Raw genomic sequence first — 23812 nt, 5'->3', positions numbered from 1 at the left:
GGAAAACCCACCCAGCACCGCACACCGGGCGGCGAAGCCGAGGCGCAGGCCGCCGGCGGGTGGGTGGGGCGGATTCGGCCCGGGTTGAGCCGCGCGGCTAGCGCCGCGCTTCGGCGAGACGGGCGAAGTCGTCGATCGTCAGCGCCTCGCCACGCGCCGTCGGCGGGACGCCGGCCGCCGCGCAGGCGGCCTCGGCGGCCGCCGGGGAGCCGGCCCAGCCGGCCAGCGCCGACCGCAGCGTCTTGCGGCGTTGCGCGAAGGCCGCGTCGATCACCGCGAAGACCTCCTCGCGGCTCGCCGTCGTCGCCGGCGGCTCGCGGCGGGTCAGGGCGACGAGCCCGGAGTCGACGTTGGGCGCCGGCCAGAACACGTTGCGGCCGATCGCACCGGCCCGCCGGGCGTGCGCGTACCAGGCGGCCTTGACCGAGGGGACCCCGTACACCTTGGAGCCCGGCCCTGCCACCAGCCGGTCGGCGACCTCGGACTGGACCATCACCAGCGCCCGCTCGATGCTCGGGAAGGTGGCCAGCATGTGCAGCAGCACCGGCACCGCCACGTTGTACGGCAGGTTGGCGACCAGCGCTCCCGGCGGCGGGCCCGGCAGCTCGGTGACGCGCAGCGCGTCCTGGTGCACCAGCGCGAAGTGGTCCACCCGCTCCGGCAGCCGCGCCGCGACCGTCGCCGGCAGGGCGGCGGCCAGCACGTCGTCGATCTCCACCGCCGTGACGTGCCGCGCCGCGGCCAGCAGCGCCAGCGTCAACGAGCCGAGCCCAGGGCCGACCTCCACCACCACGTCGTCCGCGCCGACCTCGGCCGCGCGCACGATGCGGCGCACCGTGTTGGCGTCGATCACGAAGTTCTGGCCGCGCTGCTTGGTGGGGCGCACGCCGAGCGCGGCGGCCAGCTCCCGCACGTCGGCCGGGCCGAGGAGCGCGTCCGTCGCGTCCGTCACCCGAAGGCCCGCACCGTGTTGGCCGCCACGTGGCGGGCGAGCTCGGTCTCCGTCAACCCCTTGACCTGGGCCATCGCGCGGAGCGTGACGGGGATCAGGTACGGCGCGTTGGGCCGGCCGCGGAACGGCGTCGGCGTGAGGAACGGGGCGTCCGTCTCGACGAGCAGCAGCTCGGGCGGGGCGGCGGCGAGCGCGTCCCGCAACGGCTGGGCGCTACCGAAGGTGACGTTGCCGGCGAACGACATGAAGTACCCCTCGGCCGCGCACACCTCGGCCATCGCGACGTCGCCGGAGAAGCAGTGGAAGACGGTGCGACGGGGCGCGCCCTCCTCGCGGAGGATGCGGAGCACGTCGTCGTGGGCGTCGCGGTCGTGGATGACCAGCGCCTTGTCCAGCGCCTTCGCGATCTCGATGTGCCGGCGGAACGAACGCTGCTGCGCGGCGACGCCCTCGGGACCGGTGCGGAAGTAGTCGAGGCCGGTCTCGCCGAGCGCCCGCACCTCGTGGCGCTCGGCGAGCTCGGCGATCTCGTCGAGCGCGGCGTCGAGCACGCCGGGTCCTTCGGCGTCGAGGCGCGGTGCCTCGTTGGGGTGCAGCGCGACGGCGGCCCAGACGGCCTCGTGCTCGGCGGCCGTCTTCACGGCCCACCTGGCGCGCTCCGGGTCGCAGCCGATCTGCACCACGCGGGTGACGCCGACCTCGGCGGCCTTGGCCAGGGCGTCCTCGACGGTGGTGTCCTGCATGTCGAGGTGGGTGTGCGAGTCGGTGACGGGCACGGCCAACGGTTCGGGCAACGGTGGCGGCACCGGCTCCAACGCCTTGGCCTTGGCGGACTTGGGCATGCCACGATCCTACGGGGCCGCCGCGCTCGCCTCGGCGCCGCGGTTTCCCCCCACCCACCCGGGAGCTCCGCCGTTACCCGCCCGGTGGCTTCGCCGCCACCACCGCGTCGAAGACGGTCCGCTTGGGGACGCCGGCCTCCTTGGCGACCTCCGCGATCGCCGCCTTCCGCGGTTGGCCCGCCGACTCCCGCGCCGCGACCAGGCCGGCCAGGTCGGTCGCGGAGAGCGCGGCCGCCGCCCCCCGTGGCGCGCCCGCGACGACGACGGTGATCTCGCCGCGCACGCCGTCCGCCGCCCAGGCGGCGAGCTCGGCGAGCGGGCCGCGGCGGATCTCCTCGTACGTCTTGGTGAGCTCGCGGCAGACGGCCGCCCGCCGGTCGGCGCCGAACGCCTCGGCCATGGCGGCGAGGGTGGCGGCCAGCCGGTGCGGGGACTCGAAGAAGACCAGCGTGCGGCGCTCGTCCGCCAGCTCCCGCAGCAGCGCCGCCCGCTCCCCCGCCTTGCGCGGCGGGAAGCCCTCGAAGCAGAAGCGGTCCACCGGGAGCCCGGAGAGCGCCAGCGCCGTCAGCACCGCGGAGGGGCCCGGCACCGCCGTGACGCGCGCGCCGAGCTCGATGGCGGCGACGACGAGCCGGTAGCCGGGGTCGGAGACGGACGGCATGCCGGCGTCCGTGACCAGCAGCACCCGCGCGCCCCGCGCGAGCTCCTCGGCGAGCTCCGGCGTGCGCGCCGCCTCGTTGCCCTCGAAGTAGGACACCACGCGCCCCTCGATCCGCGCCCCGAGCCCCTGGGCGAGCCGCCGCAACCGGCGGGTGTCCTCGGCCGCCACCACGTCGGCCTCGGCCAGCTCGGCGGCCAGCCGGGGCGGGGCGTCGGCGAGGTCGCCGATGGGGGTTCCGGCGAGGACGAGGGTGCCGAGGGTGGCATCGGAAGGATTGCCGCGCGCGCCAGTCATATCGCTCATCCTCACCCATCCTCCCTCTCGCCCCGCGCGCCGGATGCCAAGATGGCCGGTGATGACCAGCCAGACCGTGACGGACGACGCCCCTCAGGAACAGGACCCAGGCCGGCCGCCCGCCGCCTGGGGGCAGCGGCTGCGCCGCTTCGGTTACGTGCCGCCGAGATCCGCCGGCGTCCGCGAGCGTCTTGTCCCGCCCTACCCGGAGCCGGGGTCCCGCCTCTGGCAGTACTTCGGCTTCGCGCCGGCCGCCGCCGCCCGGCTGGCCGGGTGGACCGGCTGGGGCGGCCCGCTGCTGGTCGCGGCGCTCGCCGGGGCGCTCAGGTTCGTGAACCTCGGCTCGCCGAACGCGGTGATATTCGACGAGACGTACTACGCGAAGGACGCCTGGTCCCTGCTCAGGCGCGGCTACGAGACCGAGTGGGCGGACGACGCCAACGAGCGGATCATGGCCGGCCAGACCCCGTTCGACGACGCCGCCGCGTACGTCGTCCACCCGCCGGCCGGCAAGTGGGTCATCGCGGTCGGCGAGTGGCTGTTCGGGCTCACCCCGTTCGGCTGGCGCTTCATGGTGGCGCTGCTCGGCACCCTCTCGGTGCTGATGGTCTGCCGCATCGGCCGCCGTCTCTTCCGCTCCACCGTGCTCGGCTGCGTGGCGGGGCTGCTGCTCGCGGTGGACGGGCTGCACTTCGTGATGAGCCGGACCGCGCTGCTCGACCTCGTACTGATGTTCTGGCTGCTGGCCGCGTTCGGCTGTCTGCTGGTCGACCGCGACCGGGCCCGCGTCAGACTGGCCGAGGCGCTGCCCACCGGCTCCGACGGGCTGCTGCGGCCCGACGCGGAGGTCGCGGGGCGGCTCGGGCTCGGCGCGCGGCCCTGGCGGATCGCCGCCGGCGTCTGCCTGGGCCTGGCATGCGCGACCAAGTGGAACGGCCTGTACGTGCTCGCCGCGTTCGGCGTCCTCACGGTGCTGTGGGACGCGGCGGCCCGCCGCACGGCCGGCGCCAAGCGGCCGCGGCACGCGACGCTGCGGCGGGACGCGCTGCCGGCGTTCGTCTCGCTGGTGCCGGTCGCGCTGGCCGTCTACCTGGTCAGCTGGACGGGCTGGTTCGCCACCTCGGGCGGCTACTACCGGGACTGGGCGAACCGGGAGGGCGCCGGCGAGAGCGACTACTCCTTCGTGCCCGCCGTGCTGCGCAGCTGGTGGCACTACACGACCGAGGTCTACCAGTTCCACGTCGGGCTGACCTCGGAACACAACTACGAGTCGAACCCCTGGAGTTGGCTGGCCGCCACCCGGCCGGTCACCTACTACTACACCTCCGAGGAGCGCGGCGAGGGCGACTGCCGCTACGCGAGCGGCTGTGCCCGCGAGGTGCTGGCGCTCGGCACCCCGCTGCTGTGGTGGACGGCCTGTTTCGCGCTCGCCTACCTGGTATACCGCTGGGGCTTCCGCCGCGACTGGCGCGCCGGGGCGGTGCTGTGCGGGGTGGCGGCCGGCTACCTGCCGTGGTTCATGTACCAGGAGCGCACCATCTTCTACTTCTACGCGGTGGTGCTGACGCCGTTCCTCTGCCTGGCGGTGACGATGCTGATCGGCGCGCTCCTCGGCCCACCGGGCTGCTCGGAGCGCCGCCGGGTGCTCGGCATCGTGGCCAGCGGGGTGCTGGTGCTGCTGATCGCGTGGAACTTCATCTACTTCTACCCGATCTACACCGGCACCGAGATCCCGGTCGACGGCTGGCGGTCCCGGATGTGGTTGGACACCTGGGTGTAGCTCCGGGGCACCAACCCCCGTTGATGTGGACATTTCGTGAGGCGTCACCATGGGCGCATGACGAACGGCGAGGTGAACGGTCCGGTGGTGTGTCCCGGGTGCCGGACGTGGGAGAACGTGCCGGTGGCCGAGGCCCGGGTGGACAAGCGGGGGCGGTCCGAGAGGCTGTCGACCCGGCTGGCGATCGCGCCGGCGTCCGGTGGGGACTGGTTCATACACTCCGTCGAGGGCGTGCTCATCGCCGTCGTCGCCGGCTCCGCCGGGGCGTACTACGCCGAGGAGCGTGACCTGCCGTGGCTCACGGCGGTCGGCGCCGTCGCCGCGGTGCTCATCCTGGTGGCCACGTTCGCCATCATCCGCGACGAGGTCAGGGACGACCGCCGGGTGCGGGCCGGGAGGCCGCGGGCGGAGGCGCTCAGCGCCGGGGCGCGCTACTGCTACCAGTGCCGGGGCGTGTTCTACCCGGGTTCCGGCTGGCCGGGGGTGATGACCCCGGAGCAGTTCCGGCACTACGTCTGGACCGGGGCCGGCTACGGCGGCCAGCTCGACGGGAAGGCACAGCAGGCGGGCCTCTCCTGACCGGCCGTCAGGAGAGGCCGGGTTCCGCCGGCAGGTCGAGGGGGCGCTTGTAGTAGGCCCAGGGCGAGTCGAAGTCGCTGGGGACGATCAGCTGCCAGCCCTGCTCGGCCATCCGGCGGCGCCGGCGGCGGGTGGGCCACCACAGGCGCTGGTGTTCCCACTGCCGGGGGGAGGACTCGACGAGATGGTGGAGGTGGCCGTAGTCGACGACGTGCCAGCCGCGGCGTCCCGACTCGGCCAGGGCGTCCATCTCGTTGAAGGCGTTGAGCGGGGAGAGCACCCGGCGGTGTCCTCCGGTGGCGGCCGGCGGCGGGGCGGCGGTCGGGGTGCCGAAGCGCTGCTGCGCGGCCTGGCGGCTGATGCCGAGCAGCCGGCCGACGACCTCCCAGCTGTGTCCGGCGGCGCGCGCCCCGTTGATGGACTGGCGCAGCAGCCGGCCGGTCTCCTCGGCGGCGACCCGGGAGGCGGCGACCATCAGCAGGTGGGCCGCGGGGTCGCTGCCGAGGCCGGCGCGGCTCTGGGCGCGGACGGCGAGCACGGCCTCGGCGACGGCCTCGCGCAGCGCGGTCTCCTCCGTCTCGGTCAGCCCCTCGGCGCGCGGCTCGGTCATGCCCGGCCCCCGCCGGCGCGCCGGTCGTCGGCGGGCGGGAGGGGTTCGAGCTCGGCGAGGCGGGCGGCGTCGGCCCGCGCCCGTGCCGTCCTGGCGGCGAGCACGGCGCCGGCGACGAAGATCGTCAGCGCGAGCGCGCCGAGGGGGATCAGCATCAGGTCGCTGTCCGTCAGCGTCTGGAGGGCGAGCAGCGCGCCGAAGGCGCAGAGGAGCCCGGAGAGCAGGGCGAGTCCGGTGGTCGGGTGGTGTGTTGGTTGAGGGTTCGGTTCCGGGGTCGATTCCGCACGAGATTCCATGCGTCAAGGTTTCCTTGACATTTGTGGGCTTGTCAAGGAATCGTTGACACGCTCCGGCGGAGTGGTCGCCCCGTGGTGACGCCGGGCTGCCGTCAGCGATACCGCGGGTAGCGGGTAGGCTGCCCGGACGGACGCCTCGCAGAGGCGCTCATGGGGTGATCGAGGGGTAGGGCAGATGCGGAGCGGACAGCGTGTCGCCGTTATTGCCGGGACGTGCGCGGCGGTCGTCTCGGTGCTTGGGTTCGGGGCCTACAGCCTGCTCGGCGGCGACACCGAGGACGGCGAGCGGGGCAACGTCGCCGCCACCTCGGACGACGAGCCGGGCGAGGGCGTGGAGAGCGGGCCGCCGAGCGCCGAGGAGGTGCTCAGGACCTCGGGCGCCTTCCTCGACGCCTGGGCCGCGGGCGACGCGGCCGCCGCGGCCGAGCTGACCGACGACCCCGAGGCCGCCACGGCCGCGCTGACCTCGCTCGTCGAGGACGCGGCCGTCTCTCAGCTCACTGTCACGCCCCAGGCGCCGAGCGGCGAGCGGGTCGGCTTCGCGGTTGACGCGGTGGTGGCCTACGAGGAGGACGAGGCGGTCGACCCGGCCGAGTGGAGCTACTCCTCCGAGCTGACCGTCACCCGGGATGCCGACACCGGCGAGCCCGTCGTCGACTGGGAGCCCTCGGTGCTCCACCCGGACCTCGCCGACGGCCAGTCCATCGTCACCGGGCCGCTCGACGAGCTGCCCCCGGTCGAGGTGCTTGACGCCACGGGCGCCGTGCTCACCGCCGAGGAGCACCCGACCCTCGCGCCGATCCTTGAGGACCTGCGCGAGCGGTACGCCGAGGAGTCCGGCGGCAGCGCGGGCGCCGAGACCAGGATCGTGGACGCCGAGGGCGAGACCGTCGCGCAGCTGCTCGCGCTCGCCGAGCCCTCCGCGGGGCAGGTGCCCACCACCATCGACCCGACCATCCAGGCCGCCGCCGAGGCCGCCGTCGCCGGCAAGAGCAACGCCTCGGTCGTCGCCATCCAGCCAAGCACCGGCGCCATCCAGGGCATCGCCAACTCCCCGGCCGACGGCTTCAACACGGCGCTCGAGGGCTCCTACGCGCCGGGCTCCACCTTCAAGATCGTCACCGCCTCGCTGCTCATCGACGAGGGCCTGGCCTCGGCGAACGCCCCGCACCCCTGCCCGCAGTACTTCGAGGTCGGCGGCTGGCGGTTCCAGAACCTCGACGAGTTCGAGATCGAGGGCGGCACCTTCGCCGACAGCTTCGCCGCCTCCTGCAACACCGCCTTCATCAGCCAAGCCCCCGAGCTCTCCGACGACGCGCTCGGCAACCAGGCCCGCGACGCCTTCGGCCTGGGCATGACCTGGCAGGTCGGCACCACCACCATGGACGGCTCGGTGCCCACCCAGTCCGACGCCCAGATGGCCGCCTCGCTGATCGGCCAGGGCGGGGTGCGGATGAACCCGATGACCATGGCCTCGGTCTCCGCCACCGTGCGCAACGGCGGCTTCCTCCAGCCCTACCTGGTCCCGCAGTCCTTCGACGACCGCGAGTTCGCCACCGCGAGCGGCCTGAGCGCCGGCACGGCCCAGGAGCTGCGCGGGCTGATGAACCGCACGGCGACCAACGGCACGGCGGCCGAGGCGATGGCCGGCCTCGGCGGCGACATCGGCGCCAAGACCGGCTCCGCCGAGGTCGACGGCCAGGACAAGCCCAACGCCTGGTTCACCGCCTACCGCAACGACCTGGCCGTCGCCGCCGTCGTCCCCAACTCGGGACACGGCGGCAGCAACGCGGGACCGGTCGTCGCGGACGTGCTGCGCGCCGCGCCGTAGCCCGGGCCCGTCCCGCGTCGTCAGCAGCCGGCGACGGTCAGCCACACACGTTGGCGACCGTCGCCGGCTGACTCACGTTGAGGGCCCGGTAGGCAGTGTCGGTCCAGCCGAAGGTGGGTCCCGCGGCGGCGACGGACAGCGAGCCGATGTCGGTGCCGTACCAGGTGTGGGCGAACGCGCCGCGCGCCGTCAGCGTCTTGCAGACCCCGCCGCTGCCCTCGAAGACCAGGGCCGAGCGCCCGGTGGCCACGTTCATGTCGGTGGCGGACTTGGCCGGGGTGATCAGGAAGCCGACGCCGTAGGCGTTGACCGCGGCCGCCGCCTCGCTGCTGGTGTTGGGGAACTCGTCGGTGGTGCCGCTGTGGTGGACCACCTGGAGGATCGGGGTGATCGCCGAGTCGAACCAGGTGGTGACGGCCTGGCGGCCCGTCATGGGGTAGGCGGGCAGGGACTGGAAGTCCCAGTCGGTCATGGCCACCCAGCGGTCCCGCCCGTTGACCGTGGCGATCCGGTAGACGTCGGGCGTGGCGACCACCAGGTTGGACGTCGACGGCACCTCGGCCGCCGCCGCGCTGGCCCGCACCAGGCACGCCTCCTCGGCGAGCGCCGCGTCGATCTCCGCCCGGCCGCGGCCGGCGGCCTCCAGCGCGTCGACCCGCGCCAGCAGACGCTCGGCGCCCGCGGTGTCGTCGAGCGGGATCTCCGGGACGCACCCGGACGGCGGAGCCGCGGCCGAGGCGGGCGCGGCCAGCGGGCCGCCAAGGACGAGGGCCACGAGAGCCGCCAACAAGGCCGTCAACAGGGGCTTTCCCGGACCGCGTCGCACCATTGCCTCCCGGTTTGATCACCTTGTCGACATAACCATAACCCCGGCACCGCAAATCGGTTGCCGCCCAGGCGGCGGTCTGTTGTACTCCCTCGGCCACCACCACGAGCATCAGGAGCTCCGGGAGAGGGAGGAGTCGGAGATGAGGACAGCGTCCGCGTCCGCGAAGCAGGAAACCCCCTTCGACCCAGAGGACCTGACGCTCTGTGAGCAAGCCCATCTTTCTCAACCTGGGCATCCTGGCCCATGTTGACGCCGGCAAGACCAGCCTGACCGAACGGCTGCTGTACGACGCCGGGGTCATCGACGAGATCGGCAGCGTCGACGCCGGCAGCACCCAGACCGACTCGCTCGCGCTGGAGCGGCGGCGCGGCATCACCATCCGGTCGGCCGTCGTCTCCTTCGCCCTCGGCGACCGCACCGTCAACCTGATCGACACCCCAGGACACCCCGACTTCATCGCCGAGGTCGAGCGGGTGCTCGGCGTGCTCGACGGCGCCGTGCTCGTCGTCTCGGCCGTCGAGGGGGTGCAGGCACAGACCCGCGTGCTGCTGCACACGCTGCGCCGGCTGCGCATCCCCACCCTGCTCTTCGTCAACAAGATCGACCGCGCCGGCGCCCGGCACGGCACGCTGCTCGACGAGATCGCCCGGAGGCTCTCCCCCGCCGTGGTCCCGATGGGCGTCCCACGTCGGCTCGGCACCCGGGACGCCGACTGCACGCCGTTCGACCCGGCGGAACCGGCTTTCACCGCCCGCCTCTCCGAGGTGCTGGCCGAGCACGACGACGCGCTGCTCGCCGCGTACGTCGACGAGGAGCCGGGGCGGCTCGGACCCGACCGGCTGCGGGCGGCGCTCGCCGCGCAGACCGGGCGCGCCCTGGTCCACCCGCTGTTCTTCGGCTCGGCCATCACCGGCGCCGGCGTCGACCAACTCGCCGGCGGGATCCAAGCGTTGCTGCCGGCCGCCACCGGCGCGCCCGATGGCGAGCCGGCGGGCACCGTCTTCAAGATCGAACGCGGCCCTGGCGGCGAGAAGTTCGCCTACGTCCGGATGCGCGCCGGCACCGTGTCGGTCCGCGACACGGTGTGCTTCGGCGCCGGCCGGGAGGCGAAGGTGACGGGCGTCGCCGTGTTCGAGCGCGGCGGCACGGCGCGCCGCGGGTCCGTGTCCGCCGGCCAGATCGGCCTGTTGAGCGGTCTCGCGGCCGTCCGGATCGGCGACGCCGTCGGCGACCCGGGCCCGGTGGGCGCGGCCGAGCGGTACTTCCCGCCGCCCTCGCTCGAGACGGTGGTCGCCCCGGCGCACCCCGCCGACCGGGGCGCGTTGCACGCCGCGCTCACCGAACTCGCCGAGCAGGACCCCCTGATCAACCTGCGGCGGGACGAACTCCGGCAGGAGATCCACGTCTCGCTCTACGGCGAGGTGCAGAAGGAGGTCATCCAGGCCACGCTGGCCGAGGAGTTCGGCATCGAGGTGGTCCCGCACCCCACCACGACCCTCCACGTGGAGCGGCTGGCCGGGGTCGGGGAGGCGGCCGAGTTCAAGGGGAAGGACGACAACCCGTTCCTGGCCACCGTGGGCCTGCGGGTCGAGCCGGCGCCGGACGGCGCGGGCGTGACCTTCCGGCTCGGCGTCGAACTCGGCTCCATGCCCTACGCGTTCTTCCGGGCCGTCGAGGACACCGTCCGCGAGACGCTGGCCCAGGGGCCGCACGGCTGGCCGATCCCGGACTGCGTGGTCACCATGACCCACTCCGGCTACGCGCCGCGCCAGAGCCACGCGCACGCCATCTTCGACAAGAGCATGTCGAGCACGGGGGCCGACTTCCGGCAGCTGACCCCGCTGGTGCTGATGACCGCGCTGCGGCGGGCCGGCACCGTGGTCCACGAGCCCCTGCACCGGTTCCGGATCGAGGCCCCCGAGGCGTCGCCCGGGGTGCTGCTCCCGGTGCTGGCCAGGCTCGACGCCGTGCCGCACACGACGGCGAACAGCGGGGACCTGGTGGTGATCGAGGGCGACATCCCGGCCGCCCGCGTCCACGACTTGGAGCAGCGGCTGCCGACGCTGACCAGCGGCGAGGGGCTGCTCGAGGCCGCCTTCCACCACTACCGGCCGGTGCGGGGCCCGGCGCCCGAGCGTCCGCGGACCGACGCGAACCCCCTCAACCGCAAGGAGTACCTGCTCCGGGTGGTGCGTCGGGTCCCGGGCGGTGGGGGCGCCACGTCAACCGGCGTTGACGAGCGACACCGGTAGAACTCGCGCTCGGCGCCGGGCTCCTCTCACGACTCCCGGTGTGCGGCTCGAACGGCCGGGATCGGCGCGGCTCAGCTGACGCCAGCCGGCTCCCGCTCCTTCTCGAGCGCGTCACGGCCCTTGCCGTTGGCCTTGAGGTACTTCTCCAGGGACTCACCCTCCACGTCGACGTTGGGCAGGATGCGGTCCAGCCACCTCGGCAGCCACCAGGCGCGCTCGCCCAGCAGGCCCATGAGCGCCGGGACGATGGTCATGCGGACCACGAACGCGTCCAGCAGGACCGCCATGCCGAGGCCGAAGCCCATCATCTTGACCATGTCCTCGCTCGAGGTCACGGCGAAGCCGGCGAACACACTGATCATGATGGCCGCGGCGGCGGTGACCACCCGGGCGTTGAGGCGGAAGCCGGTGACCACGGACTGGTGCGAGCCCTCGCCGTGGACGTGGGCCTCACGCATCCGGGTGACCAGGAAGACCTCGTAGTCCATGGCCAGACCGAAGATCACACCGATCATGAAGATCGGCATCATCGACATGATCGGGCTGGTCTCCTCGACTCCGATGAGGTTGGCGGCCCAGCCCCACTGGAAGACCGCGACGACGGCGCCGAGCGCGGCCAGCACGGAGAGCAAAAAGCCGAGCGCGGCCTTCAGCGGCACCAGGATCGACCGGAAGACGAGCACCAGCAGGATGAACGCCAGGCCGACCACGAGCGCCAGGTACGGGACCAGCGCGTCGTTCATCACCTGGGAGAAGTCGCTGTTGATCGCGGTCGTGCCGGAGATGTACAGCTGCACGCCGGTCTCGGCCTCGAAGTCGGGCGCGAAGTCGTCTCGCAGGTGGGAGACCAGGTCGGTGGTCTCGGTGCTGGCCGGGCTCGACCCCGGGAAGGCGTTGACGATGGCGACCGTGCCGTTTTCGTTGGGCATGGCCGGGGTGGTGGCCACGACATCGTCGTAGCCGTCGAGCTCCGAGCGCAGGGTCTCGGCGGCGGCCGTGAGGTCGGTGCCGTCACCGCCCTCGAGCACCATCATCAGCGGGCCGTTGAAGCCGGGGCCGAAGCCCTCGCTCAGCATGTCGTACGCCTTGCGCTGCGTGGTGTCCTCGGGCTGGGTGCTGTTGTCCGGCAGGCCGAGCTCCATGCTGGCGACCGGCACGGCCAGCACGCCGAGGCCGAGCACGGCGGCCACCAGCACCATGGCCGGGCGGCGGAGTATCCAGCGGGACCAGCGGGTGCCCGCGTTCTGCTTGCCATCGACGGGCACCGGAGCCGGGACGCCGGTCTCCGGGTTGGCCTTGCGCACCCGGCGGCCGAAGATCCGCTTGCCGACCATGCCCAGCACGGCCGGCACCAGGGTCAGCGCGATCAGCACGGCGATGACGACGGCGGCCGCGGCGGCCAGTCCCATCTTGGTGAGGATCGGCACGTTGACGATGGCCAGGCCGGCCAGCGCGATGATCACCGTCAGGCCGGCGAAGACCACGGCCGAGCCGGCGGTGCCGACCGCGCGACCGGCGGCCTCCTCGCGGCTGTGCCCCTCGATCAGCTCGGCCCGGTAGCGGAAGGCGATGAAGAGCGCGTAGTCGATGCCGACCGCGAGGCCGATCATCGTTGCCAGGATGCCGGTCTCCCCGGAGAGGCCCAGGGTGGCGGCCAGGGCGGTGATGCCCATCGAGCCGATCATGACGCCGATCAGCGCGGTGAGCAGCGGCACGCCGGCGGCGATCAGCGAGCCGAAGGTGATGACCAGCACGACGGCCGCGACCCCGACGCCGATCAGCTCGGCGGCGCCGCCCATCTCCTGCGGGCCCATGGCGACCTCGCCCTGGGCCTCGACGGTGAGCCCGGTGCCGTCCTCCGCCAGCTCCATGGCGTCGAACAGCTCCTGCTGCATCTCCTCGGTGATGTCCGCGAAGGAGGCGTTGTACTCGACCTCGGCGAAGGCGGTGCGCCCGTCCTGGCTGACCTGGCCCGAGCCCTCGACGAACGGGTCGTTCACCGAGATGACGTGGTCGGCCTCCTGCAGCGCCGAGAGGGTCTCGCGGACGGCGGCCTCGTTCTCCGGGCTGGTGAGCTGCTCGCCCTCCGGGGCCTGGAAGACGACGGTGGAACCAACGCCCTCGGCGTTGGCTGCGGGGAACTCACTCTCCAGCAGGTTGAGGGCCTGCTCGGTCTCCGTGCCAGGCAGCGAGAACGATTCCTCAGGGGGATCGCCGGCGTTCGAAGCGGCGGTGCCGATGGCGAAAAGCAGCACCACCCAACTCAGCGCCACCCACCAGCGGCGCCGGAAGCTTAGCCGGCCGAGTTTGTAGAGAAAGGTGGCCACGGGGCAGGGTCTCCTGTCCGGGTGTCGTGGATCGGTCGTGATCGGGAGATGAGATTTGTCAGCTCATGCGACGAGACGCGATGCCAGCCGGACAGGGTGAGCCCCCACAAAAAAAGGTGACTGAGGTCACATTTCCCGCCTCTTGTCGGCCTTCGGTGACTTGCCGGTGTATTCGGCGAGCCGAAGCATGGGAACCGTGAGCGACGAATCCAACTCAACTGCCGACGCGTATCCACGCTTCCCGCACATGCACGGTGACTCACTGTGCTTTGTCGCCGAGGACGATCTCTGGCTGGCCCCCTTGCCAGCCCCCGGCCGGACGTCCGAGCGGGCCTGGCGGCTGACCGCCGACCGGACCCAGGTCGGACATCCTCGATTCTCCCCCAACGGAGACCTGATCGCGTTCACCAGCTGGCGCACCCTGGATCCCGAGATCCACCTGCTGCCGGTCGGCGGCGGCCCGGCCCGCCAGCTGACGCACTGGGCCTCCTACGACACCCGGGTCCGGGGGTGGACGCCGCCCGACGCGTCGGGCGAGAGCCGGGTGCTCGCGGTGAGCTCGCACAACCAGCCGTTCTCCCATTTCACCTGGTCGTACACGGTGCCGACGGCGGGTGGCCCGGGCGAGCAGCTGCCGTGGGGGCCGGTCGCCGACATCGCGGTCTCCGGCGCCGGCGCGGACCGCCGCACCCTGCTGCTGACGGGCAAGGCGCCGCACGAGCCGGCCGCGTGGAAGCGCTACCGCGGCGGCGCCATGGGCAAGCTCTGGTACCACGGCAGCCGGCTCCTCGCCGACCTCGAGGGCCACCTCGACTGCCCGATGCTGGTGGGCGACCGGGTCGCGTTCCTCTCCGACCACGAGGGGGTCGCCAACCTCTACTCCTGCCGGCCGGACGGCACGGAGCTGTGGCGGCACACCGACCACGACGCGTACTACGCCCGCCACGCGGCGACGGACGGCCGGCGGGTCGTCTACCAGTGCGGGGGCGGACTGTGGCTGGTCGACGAGCTCACCCCCGGGTCACGCCCCCGCCGCCTCGACGTCCGCCTCGGCGGCCCGCGCACCGGCCGCCGCCCCTACCAGGTGCGGACGGCCGCCAACGTCGACGCGCTCGCCGTCGACACGACGGGCCGCGCCAGCGCGGTTTGCGTGCGGGGCGCGCTCTACTGGCTCACCCACCGCGACGGCCCGGCGCGGGCCCTCTCGGCGACGACGGGGGTGCGGGTCAGGCTCCCCGAGATGCTGGGCGACACGGGCCGCATCGCCTATGTGACGGACGCCTCGGGCGAGGACGCCATAGAGATCGCCTACCTCCCGCGCGCCAGCGGCGACGTCGCGCCGCTCCGCCTCGCCACCGGCGACCTCGGCCACGTCCGCGAACTCCACGCCTCCCCCGACGGCGAACTCCTGGCCGCCGCCACCCACGACGGCCGCCTCCTCCTCATCGAAGTCCCCCCACCAACCGCGCCGGAGGCGCGGGAGGAACCGGCCGCGCCTCCGGCGCGGCAAGAGCCGGCTACCGCCGGCCTGGCGGCCGGCGCGGCCGGCGGGCGCCAGCCCAGCAGCGACGCCACGCCGCAGGCGCATGGCGCCGAGGCGGCCGGACACGAGCCCGCCGCCGGCGAAGCCGGCCTGGCGGCGGCCGGACCGGTCGTGGTCGTGCCGGAGGCGGGGGACGCGGGGCCCTCCGCGGCGGGTTCGGAGTCCGACGGGGGCGTGCCCGGTTCGGCCGCCGGCGAGGCGACCGGTGGGGAGGAGGCGGCAGGCCGCAAGGCCGGGGACGCGGCAGGCCGCAAGGCCATGGAGGTGATTCGTTCCGTCAACGGCCCCGTCAGGGATCTCGCGTTCTCGCCCGACTCGCAGTGGTTGGCCTGGGCGCACCCCGGGATCGGCCGCTCGTTGACGCAGATCAAGATCGCCAAGCTGGGCGTCGAGGAGGTCACCATCATCGACGTCACGGACGGCAGGTTCGAGGACGAGGAGCCGGTGTTCACCAGTGACGGCCGGTTCCTGGCGTTCCTGTCGTGGCGTGGGTTCGACCCGGTCTACGACGTCCACACCGGCGACCTGTCCTTCCCGCTCGGCTGCCGCCCGTACCTGGTGCCGTTGTCCTCCGCCACCCGTTCGCCGTTCGCGATCACGCCCGAGGGGCGGCCGGCCGCCGGTGGGCTCGATCCGGATGACGCGGGCGGCGAGGAGGGCGCCGTGCAGGTCGAGGCGGAGGGGCTCGGCAGCCGGGTGACGCCGTTCCCCGTCGCCGCGTCGAAGTACAGCTCGCTGCATCCGGTAGCCGGTGGCGGCCTGGTGTGGCTGCGGTGGCCGATCTCCGGCGCGCTCGGCGAGACGTTCGTCAATCCGGACGACACCTCGGGCAAGCCCACCCTCGAGCACTTCGATCCGGCCAAGAACAAGCGCACCGAACTCACCGACGACGTCGACTGGTTCGTGCCGAGTGGCGACGGCACCCGGCTGGTGGTGTGCGAGGACGAGGAGTTGCGGGCCGTCCCGGCCACGGAGAGCGGCGACAGCGACTCAACCGTCCACGTCGACCTGCGCCGGATCGTGCACACGTCCGAACCGGCCGCCGAGTGGCGGCAGTCGTTCAACGAGGCCGGCCGCATCGTGCGCGACTACTTCTGGGAGCCGGGGATGGGCGGCGTGGACTGGCCCGCCGTGCTCGACCAGTACCGGCCGCTGGTCGAACGGGTCGCCAGCCCGGACGAGTTCGCGGACCTGCTCTGGGAGACGCTGGGCGAGCTCGGCACCTCGCACGCCTACGTCACCCCGGCCCGCCGCAACGAGGGACCGGCGCACTACCAGCGGGCGCAGGGTCTGCTCGGCGTCAACTTCTCACGCACCAGAGAGGGTTCGTGGCAGGTGACGCGCATCCTGCCGGGTGACTCCTCGGATTCCAGGGCGCGTTCGCCGTTGGCCGGCAGCGGGGTGCGGGAGGGCGCGGTGCTGACGCACGTCGGCGGCCGGCCGGTGGACCCGGTGGCGGGCCCATGGCCGCTGCTCGCCGGAACGGGCGGCACCAGTGTGGAGTTGGCGTTCACGGAGGAGGACGGCAGGCAGCGCAGGATCGCGGTGATGCCGCTGATCGACGACCGGCCGCTGCGTTACCAGGACTGGGTGACCAGGCGCCGCGAGCTGGTGCGCGAGCTGAGCGGCGGGCGCTGCGGCTATGTGCACATCCCGGACATGGGCGGCTCCGGGTGGGCGCAGTTCAACCGTGACCTGCGGATGGAGTTCTCCCGGCAGGCGCTGATCGTGGACGTGCGGGGCAACGCGGGCGGCAACATCAGCGAGTTGGTGATCGAGAAGCTGAGCCGCACCATCCTGGGCTGGGACCTGACGCGGCACGCGCAGCCGGTCTCGTACACCTCGAACGCGCCGCGCGGCCCGGTGGTGGCGGTGGCCGACGAGGCGACCGCGTCGGACGGCGACATGATCACGGCCGCGTTCCGGCTGCTGAAGCTGGGGCCCGTGGTGGGCGGCAGGACCTGGGGCGGGGTGGTCGGGATCACCGGGGAGCACCAGCTGGCCGACGACACGGACATCACCGTGCCGATGAACGCGGCCTGGTTCGACACGTACGGCTGGACCGTCGAGAACCGGGGGGTCGAGCCGGACATCGAGGCGGTGCGGTCGCCGATCGACTGGGCCGAGGGGCGTTCCGTGGTGCTCGACACGGCGGTGCGGGTGGCGCTCGACCTGCTTGAGCGGCGACCGGCCGCCTCGCCGCCCGGCTACCGGGACATCCCGGACCGGCGGCGACCGCCGCTGCCGCCCCGCACCACCGGCCGGCCCGACTGACCCGACGGGAGCGAGATTGATCCGATATGCGCGCTTCACCCGATCGTGACACGCTGGAAGAGCCACGGTTTCTTCGACGTGTAGGTGAGGAGTGGCAGCGCATGGGCATAGCGGACCAGCTCAGGGAGAAGGCCCAGCAGCTCCAGGACCGCGCAAGACAGGCCATGAGCGGCAGGGGCACCCAGCACAGGCAGGAGGGGGGACAGGGGCGCGGCCAGGGCGACATGTCCCAGCGTGGCAAGGACCTGCGCGGCAGCGCCCTGGACGAGGACCGCGACCGGTGACGACCGGCCGATGACGGCCGACGACGTGGGGCGGGCCCGGCGACGGGCGCGCCCCACGCACGCGTGTCGCGACCGATGAGTTCCGCGGCCGGCGACGGTCGGCGTTCCAGCACCCTTCGTCGCACAGCCGAGGAGCCGCCCATGCCGTCCGCCGACTTCAGCGACAGCGAGCCCGAGCCCCGGAGCACCGAGCTCGACCCCCGCTACAGCGCGCCGGGCGGCCGGCCGACGCCCTGGGCCGAGGCGCGGCGCGGGCTGCGGGAGGCCGAGGTGTACTGGCTTTCCACGGTGCGCCCGGACGGGCAGCCCGGCGAGCGGAAGGTGCGGAACCTGGCGGCCAATCCGCGCTGCGTGCTGACCACCGGCGACAGCGCGCTCGACCGGGGGCTCGACCTGGTGGTCGAGGGCAGCGCGCGGCCGGTCGGCGACGAGGCGGAGCTGCGCCGCGTCGCGGAGGCGTTCGTCGCCAAGTACGGCGAGGACTGGCGGTACGAGGTCCACGAGGGCGCCTTCAGGAACCGCCTCGGCCAGCGGGCCCTCGTCTACCGGCTGCGGCCCTCGGTGGCCCTTGGTGGCCCTCGGCTTCCGCAAGGGCGACTACGCGCAGACGCGCTGGCGGTTCTAGGCGTTCTCGTCCTCGGGCGGCCGGGTCGCCGCCCGGCCGCTCGGGCCCACGAGGGTGTGGCGTGGGTGGCCGGTCACCCGGCGCAGCCGGCGCACGGCCCAGGGGCTGGCGAGCACGGTCGGGATCAGGGGCCGCAGCGGCTGGGCGGCGCGGACCCAGCGCTGGCCGTAGACGTGGGCGGCGCGCCGTTCGATGCCGTCGGCGAGCCGTGCCACGGCGGGCGGGAGCGGGTTGGTGCGGTTGGTGGGCCAGGGCAGCAGCGAGCGGCCGAGGCGCAGGGCGGGGTCCTCGTCGACGCCGCGCAGCAGGTCGGTGTCGGTCCAGCCGAGGTAGGCGACGCCCACCCGGACGCCGTCGTCCGCGACCTCGGGCCGCAGGCCGTGCGCGAAGGCCTCGGCGGCGGACTTGGAGGCGCAGTAGGCGGTCATCAGCGGGGCCGGGGTGAGGGCGGCGAGCGAGGCGATCTGGAGGAAGTAGCCCCGGCTGGCCCGCAGCGCGGGCAGGAAGGCGCGGCAGGTGACGGCGGAGCCGACGACGTTGACCTCGATGACGCGCCGCCAGCCGGCGTCGTCCGAGTCGGCGAAGCGACCGCCGGCGGCCACCCCGGCGTTGGCGACGACGACGTCGACGCGGCCGAACCGCTCGGCGACCCGTCGGGCCGCCTCGGCCATGGCGGCCTCGTCGGTGACGTCCGCGTGCCAGTGCCCCGTGGGTCCCGGCAGAAACTCGGCCACGGACCGTGACTCGTCGGGTTCGAGGCCGACCAGGGCGACCGTGGCGCCCCGCTCGGACAGCGTGCGTGCCAGCGCGGCGCCGATGCCGCGCGCCCCTCCGGTGATGACAGCGACCCGACCGCGCACCGCGTGCCGGCGTGTGCTCATAGGAGGTGCTCCTTCACGAGGGCGATCAACGGTTGCATGACGCGGTCCGGGGCCTCGAAGGGGGCCATGTGCCCTATGCCGGGCAGTTCGACGAGTTCCACGAGGCGGGGCAGCCGGCCGGCGGTGCGGCGGGCGTGGGCGAGGGGGGTGAGCCGGTCGACGGTGCCGTGCACCACGGTGGTCGGCAGGTCGAGGCGGGGCAGCAGCGGTGACAGGTCGAGGTCGGCGAGCATCCCGCCCCACTCGGCGCGGGCCAGGCGCGGGCAGCAGGAGACCATCCTGGCGACCGTGCGCCGCTGCTCGGCGGTGGCCGCCCGGCCCATGGTGACGTAGCGGACCAGCTGGCGGCTGAGCGGGGTGACCGGGCCGTAGGGCAGCCGGGTCGTCAGCAGCAGTCGCTGGGCGCGGCCGCGGGCGCGGCCCGGCGGGAGCGGGAAGACGGTGGAGGCGGCGGTGAGCCGGTCGACGCCGGTGGAGCAGAGCAGGGTCGCGGCGGCGAGGTCGCGCAGCTCGGGTCGCGCGGCGGCGGCCACGACGGTCATGGCGCCCATCGAGTGGCCGGCGACGACGGCACGCGCGCCGGACGGCACGGTGGCGGTCAGCACCGCGCACAGGTCGTCGGCCAGCGCCTCTGGCGAGCAGGCGCCCGGGGTGGCCGGGGTGCGGCCGTGGCCGCGCTGGTCGTAGACGACGACCCGGTGTTCCGGCAGCAGCCGCTCGCGCAGCGGCCGCCAGAAGCCGGTGTCGCAGGCCCAGCCGTGCACCAGCACGACGGTGGGCCGGTCCTCCGGGCCGTGCACCTCGGTGTGCAGTCGGGCTCCGCCGGTGGAGACGACGGTCGACCACTGGACGCGGTCAGGCACGGGCGGCCACCGCCTCGCGGCGCAGCACCTCGTACTCGGCGAGGTCGACCTGCTCGGTGACGCGGCGGAACTCGGCAATGGTGCCGGGCCACACGGTGGTGTTGCGGCCCCTGGCGTCCAGGTACCAGCTGCGGCAACCACCGGTGTTCCAGACCGAGTTCCGCAGCCGGGCGGCCAGCAGTCCGCGCCAGGCGCGCACCGCGTCCGGGCGTGGGGTGAGCGCGGCGCGGCCGCCGGGCGGCGCGAGGGCGGCGAGTTTTCTCATGAAGTCCGCCAGGTAGGCGAGTTGGGCCTCGATGATGAGGATCATCGAGTTGTTGCCGAGCCCGGTGTTGGGCCCGATGACCGTGAGCAGGTTGGGGAAGCCGGCGGCCGTGGTGCCGCGCAGCGCGGCCATCCCCTCGCGCCACTCGTGGGCGAGGGTGGTGCCGTGGGCGCCGGTGACGCGGCGCGCGACGGGCTGGTCGGTGATCCGGAAGCCGGTGCCGAGGACGAGGACGTCGGCGGTGGTCTCGCGGCCGTCCTCGGCGACCAGGGTGGCGCCGCGCACCGCGCGCAGCCCGGAGGCGACCAGCCGCACGTGGGGTCTGGCGAGCGTCGGGTACCAGTCGTTGGAGCGCAGGACGCGCTTGCAGCCGAGGCGGTAGTCGGGGGTGAGCCGGTGGCGCAGCTCCGGGTCGGGGACGGCGCGGCGCAGGTGGAGGGCGGCGAGGCGCTCGACGGCGCGCATCCGTTCGGGGTGCCTGACGAAGGCGCCGACCTGGAGTTCCCTGAGTCCCCAGGCGAGTTGGCGGCGGAGCGTGCCGGTGAACGGGAGCCGGGAGTACAGGGCGCGCTCGGCGGCCGTGACGGGTCGGTCGCCCTTGGGGAGCACCCAGGGCGGGGTGCGTTGGAAGACGGTGAGTTCGGTGACCTCGCGCTGGATCTCGGGCACGAACTGGACGGCCGACGCGCCGGTGCCGACGACGGCGACCCGCCGGCCCCGCAGCGGGACGCCGTGGTCCCAGCGGGCGGAGTGGAAGACGGCGCCGGGGAAGCCGTCGAGGCCCGGCACGTCGGGCAGACTCGGCTCGGAGAGCGGTCCTGTGGCGGAGACCAGCACCTCGGCGGTGAGCGGCCCGGTGCTGGTATCGATCTCCCAGTGCAGCGCGTCGCCGTCCCAACGGGCCGCGGTGACCTCGGAGTCGAGCCGCAGGTGGGGCCGTAGCCCGAAGCCGTCGGTCAGGTGCTCCAGGTAGCGGCGGATCTCCGGCTGCCCGGAGAAGCTGCGCGGCCAGTGCGGGTTGGGGGCGAAGGAGAACGAGTAGAGGTGGGAGGGGATGTCGCAGGCGCAGCCCGGATAGGTGTTGTCGCGCCAGGTGCCGCCCACCGCGCCGGCGCGTTCGAGGATCAGGAGGTCGGTGACGCCGAGCCGGCGCAGCCGCACCGCGGCCCCCAGGCCGCCGAAGCCGGCCCCGACGACCGCCACCCTCACATGCATCAGTCGCTCAGCTCCTTCCGTGTCCCGTGCGGAAGTGACCGGTCGCGCGCCAGCAATGAGCCAGTGATCACTGGCGGGTTGCTGGGGAGTGTAGGGCAGCTTCTTACTGCCCGGTAGGGTGCGTGCGCTCTCTAGACTGCGAACTGTGCACGCATCCGAGGCACCCCAGGCACCTGGCCAGTACCGGGCCGCCGAGTTGGCGGAGGCGGCCGGCATACCGGAGCGCACCCTGCGCTACTACCGGGAGCGTCGGCTGCTGCCGCCGCCACGCCGCGTCGGCCGGGTGGCGTGGTACGACGAGAGCCACCTGTCCAGGCTGCGCACCATCGCGGCACTGCTGGCCCGCGGCCACACGCTGGGCGGCATAGCGGAGCTGATCGCCGCGTTCACCGCCGGCCACGACACCGAGCGCACGGCCGAACTCCTGGGTCTCGCCGAGCCGTTGCCGCAGCCCACCGAGCCGCCGCCCTGGGCCGAGGAGCGGCCGTTGCGGCTGACGCGCGCCGAGCTCGCCTCGTACTGGCCGGACGGCGACTCCCCGGAGAACCTGGCGGCGGCGGTGGAGACCGGCTATCTCACGGTGGCCGGGGACGAGATCGTGCACTTCAGCCGCGAGTTGCTCGAGGCGACCTCCGCGCTGGTCGAGGAGGGCCTGCCGCTGCCCGTGGTGCTGGTCGCCGGGCAGGTGTTGCGCGACCACGCCGAGGAGTTGGCCGGGGTGTTCACCGAGGTGCTGCGCGCGCACGTGGTCCCCGAGTTGCTGGGGCACGACGGGCGGGACGGCGACCGGCATCCGCTGTCGGCCGAGGACGTCGAGCGGCTCACCGAGGCGTTGGAGCGGCTGCGGCCGCTGGTGAAGCGGGCGGTGTCGGCGGCGATCTCGCTGGCCGTCGACCGCCGCCTCGGCGCCAAGTTCCAGCCGCCGACCGAGAGCTAGGCCCTGCCCTGGCGGCAGAACCTAGGACTCCGTCGGACCCGGCTGCCGCAGGGTCATCAGGCCGCGCAGGCCGTTGGCCAGGATCGACACGTCGGCCTCGCCGAAGATGACCCGCTGGAGCAGGAAGCCCTGCACGCAGGCGAGCAGGGTGCGGGCGACGTCGCGCGGCGGGACGTCACCGCGCATCCAGCCGTTGCGCTGGTACCTGGCCAGCAGCGCCTCCCACAGGTCGAGCAGCCGCCCGAGGCCCTCCTGGAGCACGGTGGACAACTCCTGGTTGCGCAGCGTCTCCGTCCACACGTGGGGCAGCAGCGCGGGCGCGTAGGGCAGGGTGGACCAGACCCGGTCGAGCGCGTGGACGATGTCGTCGGGCAGGTTGGGCCGCTCGGCGGCCGCGATGGGCTCGAACGCCGCACGCACCACGCCGAGCACCTCGGTCGCGAGCGCCGTGATCATGGCGTCCTTGCTCGGGAAGTACCGGTAGACGGCACCGGCGGACAGGCCGCTCTCGCGCAACACGTCCTGCATCGAGGCGCCGTGGAAGCCGTCACGGGCGAACACGCGGGCGGCGCCCTCGAGTATCTGCCGCCGGCGAGCCTCAAGGTGCTCCTGGGAGACGCGCGCCATACCCAAGAAGATAAAACGAACATTCATTCTTGACAAGCCGCCGCGGAGCGGAGCACCGTGATGAATGTAAAACGAATGATCCTTCTCTTTGATGTTCGGAGGCTCCGCCGTGTCTCACCGCCGCGGCCTGCTGATCGTCGCCCTCCTCGTGCCGGCGCTGATCACCTTCATGCTCTGGGCCTTCGTCTGGCCCGGCGCCCGCTCCGCCCCCCGCGACCTCCCCGTCGGCGTCGCGGGCCCGCCCGTGGCCACCGACCGGATCGCCAACCAACTCGCCGGCGCCGACGGCGCGTTCGACGTCCACCGCTACCCGGACGAGGCCGCCGCCCGCGAGGCGATAACGCACCGCGAGATCTACGGCGCGTTCGTCGCCGACGGCCAGGAGCCGCGGCTCCTCACCGCCTCGGCCGCCGGCCCCGCCGTCGCCCAGTTGCTCCAGCAGATCGCCGCCGGGCAGGCGGCGGAGCGCGGCGAGGTGACCGTCGTCGACGTGGTGCCGGCGCCGGCCACCGACCCACGCGGCGCCGCCTTCACCGCCAGCGTCCTGCCGCTGGCCATCTTCGGCCTCGCGACCGGCGCGGCGATCACCGCCACCCGGCTGCGCGGTCGCTGGGCGCTGCTCGCCCTGGGCTGCGGGGCGCCGGCGATCGGCCTGCTCACGGCCTGGATGGGCCACGGCTGGCTGGACGTGCTCGGCGGCGACTGGTTGCCGGTCACCGCCGCCCTCAGCGTGTTCGCCCTCGCCGGCGCCGCCACCGTCACCGGCGCGGCCGCGCTGCTCGGCCCGCGCGGCATCGGGCTCGGCGCGCTGCTGCTGATGGTGCTCGGCAACCCCTGGTCGGGCGCCGGCTCGGCGCCCGAGATGCTGCCGGAACCGGTCGGCACGCTCGGCCAGTTGCTGCCCACCGGCGCCGGCGCCAGCCTGCTGCGCTCCGTCTCCTACTTCGACGGGCAGGGGGCGGCCTTCCCGCTCACCGTGCTGCTCGCCTGGGCGGCGGCCGGCGTCATGGCCGTGCTGCTCGGTGCCGGCCGCCCGACCCCCAGC

20 protein-coding genes are annotated in these 23812 nt (G+C 73.7%); 8 read left to right on the top strand and 12 right to left on the bottom strand.

Annotated features, from left to right (window positions below; all coding sequences use genetic code 11):
* Positions 1 to 97: 97 nt before the first annotated feature.
* From rsmA to rsmI, 3 genes are all read right to left on the bottom strand, one after another.
* A complete protein-coding gene (gene rsmA, locus E1265_RS10395; RefSeq protein WP_132929973.1) occupies positions 98 to 952 on the bottom strand; it encodes a 16S rRNA (adenine(1518)-N(6)/adenine(1519)-N(6))-dimethyltransferase RsmA in 855 nt (284 codons plus the stop codon).
* A complete protein-coding gene (locus E1265_RS10390) occupies positions 949 to 1794 on the bottom strand; it encodes a TatD family hydrolase (protein WP_132929972.1) in 846 nt (281 codons plus the stop codon). Before E1265_RS10390 ends, rsmA begins: the two co-directional genes overlap by 4 nt.
* Positions 1795 to 1867: 73 nt before the next feature.
* The gene (gene rsmI, locus E1265_RS10385; RefSeq protein WP_132929971.1) at positions 1868 to 2758 is read right to left on the bottom strand and encodes a 16S rRNA (cytidine(1402)-2'-O)-methyltransferase; all 891 of its coding nucleotides are present in this window, start codon (positions 2756 to 2758) and stop codon (positions 1868 to 1870) included.
* Between the two features lie 52 nt (positions 2759 to 2810).
* Between rsmI and E1265_RS10380 the strand changes: the two genes are divergently transcribed.
* Both E1265_RS10380 and E1265_RS10375 read left to right on the top strand, forming a co-directional pair.
* Complete coding sequence (locus E1265_RS10380) at positions 2811 to 4529, top strand: phospholipid carrier-dependent glycosyltransferase (RefSeq protein ID WP_243740671.1); 1719 nt, start codon at positions 2811 to 2813, stop codon at positions 4527 to 4529.
* 57 nt (positions 4530 to 4586) lie between these two features.
* A complete protein-coding gene (locus tag E1265_RS10375) occupies positions 4587 to 5108 on the top strand; it encodes a hypothetical protein (protein ID WP_132929969.1) in 522 nt (173 codons plus the stop codon).
* Between the two features lie 7 nt (positions 5109 to 5115).
* Here the strand turns inward: E1265_RS10375 and E1265_RS10370 are convergent, their stop codons facing one another.
* On the bottom strand, positions 5116 to 5718 hold the full coding sequence (locus tag E1265_RS10370; RefSeq protein WP_132929968.1) for a hypothetical protein: 603 nt from the start codon (positions 5716 to 5718) through the stop codon (positions 5116 to 5118).
* On the bottom strand, positions 5715 to 6014 hold the full coding sequence (locus E1265_RS10365; protein WP_132929967.1) for a hypothetical protein: 300 nt from the start codon (positions 6012 to 6014) through the stop codon (positions 5715 to 5717). The genes E1265_RS10370 and E1265_RS10365 overlap by 4 nt, the downstream gene beginning before the upstream one ends.
* A gap of 175 nt (positions 6015 to 6189) precedes the next feature.
* On the opposite strand from E1265_RS10365, the gene E1265_RS10360 reads away from it, so the two are divergent.
* On the top strand, positions 6190 to 7845 hold the full coding sequence (locus E1265_RS10360) for a penicillin-binding transpeptidase domain-containing protein (protein ID WP_132929966.1): 1656 nt from the start codon (positions 6190 to 6192) through the stop codon (positions 7843 to 7845).
* 37 nt (positions 7846 to 7882) lie between these two features.
* Here the strand turns inward: E1265_RS10360 and E1265_RS10355 are convergent, their stop codons facing one another.
* A complete protein-coding gene (locus E1265_RS10355; RefSeq protein WP_132929965.1) occupies positions 7883 to 8644 on the bottom strand; it encodes a hypothetical protein in 762 nt (253 codons plus the stop codon).
* A gap of 233 nt (positions 8645 to 8877) precedes the next feature.
* Here E1265_RS10355 and E1265_RS10350 point away from each other — a divergent pair, with 233 nt between their 5' ends.
* The gene (locus E1265_RS10350; RefSeq protein WP_132929964.1) at positions 8878 to 10926 is read left to right on the top strand and encodes a TetM/TetW/TetO/TetS family tetracycline resistance ribosomal protection protein; all 2049 of its coding nucleotides are present in this window, start codon (positions 8878 to 8880) and stop codon (positions 10924 to 10926) included.
* Positions 10927 to 10997: 71 nt separating this feature from the next.
* On the opposite strand, the gene E1265_RS10345 is transcribed toward E1265_RS10350, so the two are convergent.
* Positions 10998 to 13253, bottom strand: a complete 2256-nt coding sequence (locus E1265_RS10345; RefSeq protein ID WP_132929963.1) for an MMPL family transporter — start codon at positions 13251 to 13253, stop codon at positions 10998 to 11000.
* Positions 13254 to 13500: 247 nt separating this feature from the next.
* Here E1265_RS10345 and E1265_RS10340 point away from each other — a divergent pair, with 247 nt between their 5' ends.
* Together E1265_RS10340 and E1265_RS10335 are read left to right on the top strand one after the other, a co-directional pair.
* Complete coding sequence (locus tag E1265_RS10340) at positions 13501 to 17070, top strand: S41 family peptidase (RefSeq protein ID WP_243740673.1); 3570 nt, start codon at positions 13501 to 13503, stop codon at positions 17068 to 17070.
* A gap of 101 nt (positions 17071 to 17171) precedes the next feature.
* Positions 17172 to 17354, top strand: a complete 183-nt coding sequence (locus tag E1265_RS10335; RefSeq protein ID WP_132929961.1) for a hypothetical protein — start codon at positions 17172 to 17174, stop codon at positions 17352 to 17354.
* A 203-nt stretch (positions 17355 to 17557) separates the two neighbouring features.
* On the opposite strand, the gene E1265_RS40655 is transcribed toward E1265_RS10335, so the two are convergent.
* The 4 genes from E1265_RS40655 to E1265_RS10315 form a co-directional block, all read right to left on the bottom strand.
* Complete coding sequence (locus tag E1265_RS40655) at positions 17558 to 17824, bottom strand: hypothetical protein (RefSeq protein ID WP_207931032.1); 267 nt, start codon at positions 17822 to 17824, stop codon at positions 17558 to 17560.
* Positions 17825 to 17975: 151 nt separating this feature from the next.
* Positions 17976 to 18860, bottom strand: coding sequence for an SDR family oxidoreductase (locus E1265_RS10325; protein WP_132929960.1), 885 nt, complete (start codon positions 18858 to 18860; stop codon positions 17976 to 17978).
* Complete coding sequence (locus E1265_RS10320; RefSeq protein ID WP_243740670.1) at positions 18857 to 19723, bottom strand: alpha/beta hydrolase; 867 nt, start codon at positions 19721 to 19723, stop codon at positions 18857 to 18859. The genes E1265_RS10325 and E1265_RS10320 overlap by 4 nt, the downstream gene beginning before the upstream one ends.
* Positions 19716 to 21203 (bottom strand): NAD(P)/FAD-dependent oxidoreductase, encoded by a 1488-nt coding sequence (locus E1265_RS10315; RefSeq protein ID WP_132929958.1) that lies wholly within the window; start codon positions 21201 to 21203, stop codon positions 19716 to 19718. Before E1265_RS10315 ends, E1265_RS10320 begins: the two co-directional genes overlap by 8 nt.
* Positions 21204 to 21348: 145 nt before the next feature.
* On the opposite strand from E1265_RS10315, the gene E1265_RS10310 reads away from it, so the two are divergent.
* Complete coding sequence (locus tag E1265_RS10310) at positions 21349 to 22140, top strand: MerR family transcriptional regulator (RefSeq protein ID WP_132929957.1); 792 nt, start codon at positions 21349 to 21351, stop codon at positions 22138 to 22140.
* Positions 22141 to 22161: 21 nt separating this feature from the next.
* Here the strand turns inward: E1265_RS10310 and E1265_RS10305 are convergent, their stop codons facing one another.
* Complete coding sequence (locus E1265_RS10305; RefSeq protein ID WP_132929956.1) at positions 22162 to 22767, bottom strand: TetR/AcrR family transcriptional regulator; 606 nt, start codon at positions 22765 to 22767, stop codon at positions 22162 to 22164.
* A 109-nt stretch (positions 22768 to 22876) separates the two neighbouring features.
* Here E1265_RS10305 and E1265_RS10300 point away from each other — a divergent pair.
* A partial coding sequence (locus tag E1265_RS10300; protein WP_207931031.1) for an ABC transporter permease occupies positions 22877 to 23812 on the top strand: 936 nt, incomplete at its 3' end.

The sequence above is a fragment of the Streptomyces sp. 8K308 genome (genome assembly GCF_004348315.1).
Taxonomy (GTDB): domain Bacteria; phylum Actinomycetota; class Actinomycetes; order Streptomycetales; family Streptomycetaceae; genus Streptomyces.
Note: the sequence above shows the minus strand (reverse complement) of the source record. Positions and strands in the feature narration are given on the sequence as shown.

Coding starts and splice junctions, on each gene's coding strand:
- E1265_RS10325 (WP_132929960.1), bottom strand. CDS start 18,860: ATGAGCACACGCCGGCACGCGGTGCGCGGTCGGGTCGCTGTCATCACC.
- E1265_RS10305 (WP_132929956.1), bottom strand. CDS start 22,767: ATGGCGCGCGTCTCCCAGGAGCACCTTGAGGCTCGCCGGCGGCAGATA.
- rsmI (WP_132929971.1), bottom strand. CDS start 2,758: ATGAGCGATATGACTGGCGCGCGCGGCAATCCTTCCGATGCCACCCTC.
- E1265_RS10315 (WP_132929958.1), bottom strand. CDS start 21,203: ATGCATGTGAGGGTGGCGGTCGTCGGGGCCGGCTTCGGCGGCCTGGGG.
- E1265_RS10335 (WP_132929961.1), top strand. CDS start 17,172: ATGGGCATAGCGGACCAGCTCAGGGAGAAGGCCCAGCAGCTCCAGGAC.
- E1265_RS10390 (WP_132929972.1), bottom strand. CDS start 1,794: ATGCCCAAGTCCGCCAAGGCCAAGGCGTTGGAGCCGGTGCCGCCACCG.
- E1265_RS10340 (WP_243740673.1), top strand. CDS start 13,501: ATGCACGGTGACTCACTGTGCTTTGTCGCCGAGGACGATCTCTGGCTG.
- E1265_RS10365 (WP_132929967.1), bottom strand. CDS start 6,014: ATGGAATCTCGTGCGGAATCGACCCCGGAACCGAACCCTCAACCAACA.
- E1265_RS10360 (WP_132929966.1), top strand. CDS start 6,190: ATGCGGAGCGGACAGCGTGTCGCCGTTATTGCCGGGACGTGCGCGGCG.
- E1265_RS10380 (WP_243740671.1), top strand. CDS start 2,811: ATGACCAGCCAGACCGTGACGGACGACGCCCCTCAGGAACAGGACCCA.
- E1265_RS10375 (WP_132929969.1), top strand. CDS start 4,587: ATGACGAACGGCGAGGTGAACGGTCCGGTGGTGTGTCCCGGGTGCCGG.
- E1265_RS10370 (WP_132929968.1), bottom strand. CDS start 5,718: ATGACCGAGCCGCGCGCCGAGGGGCTGACCGAGACGGAGGAGACCGCG.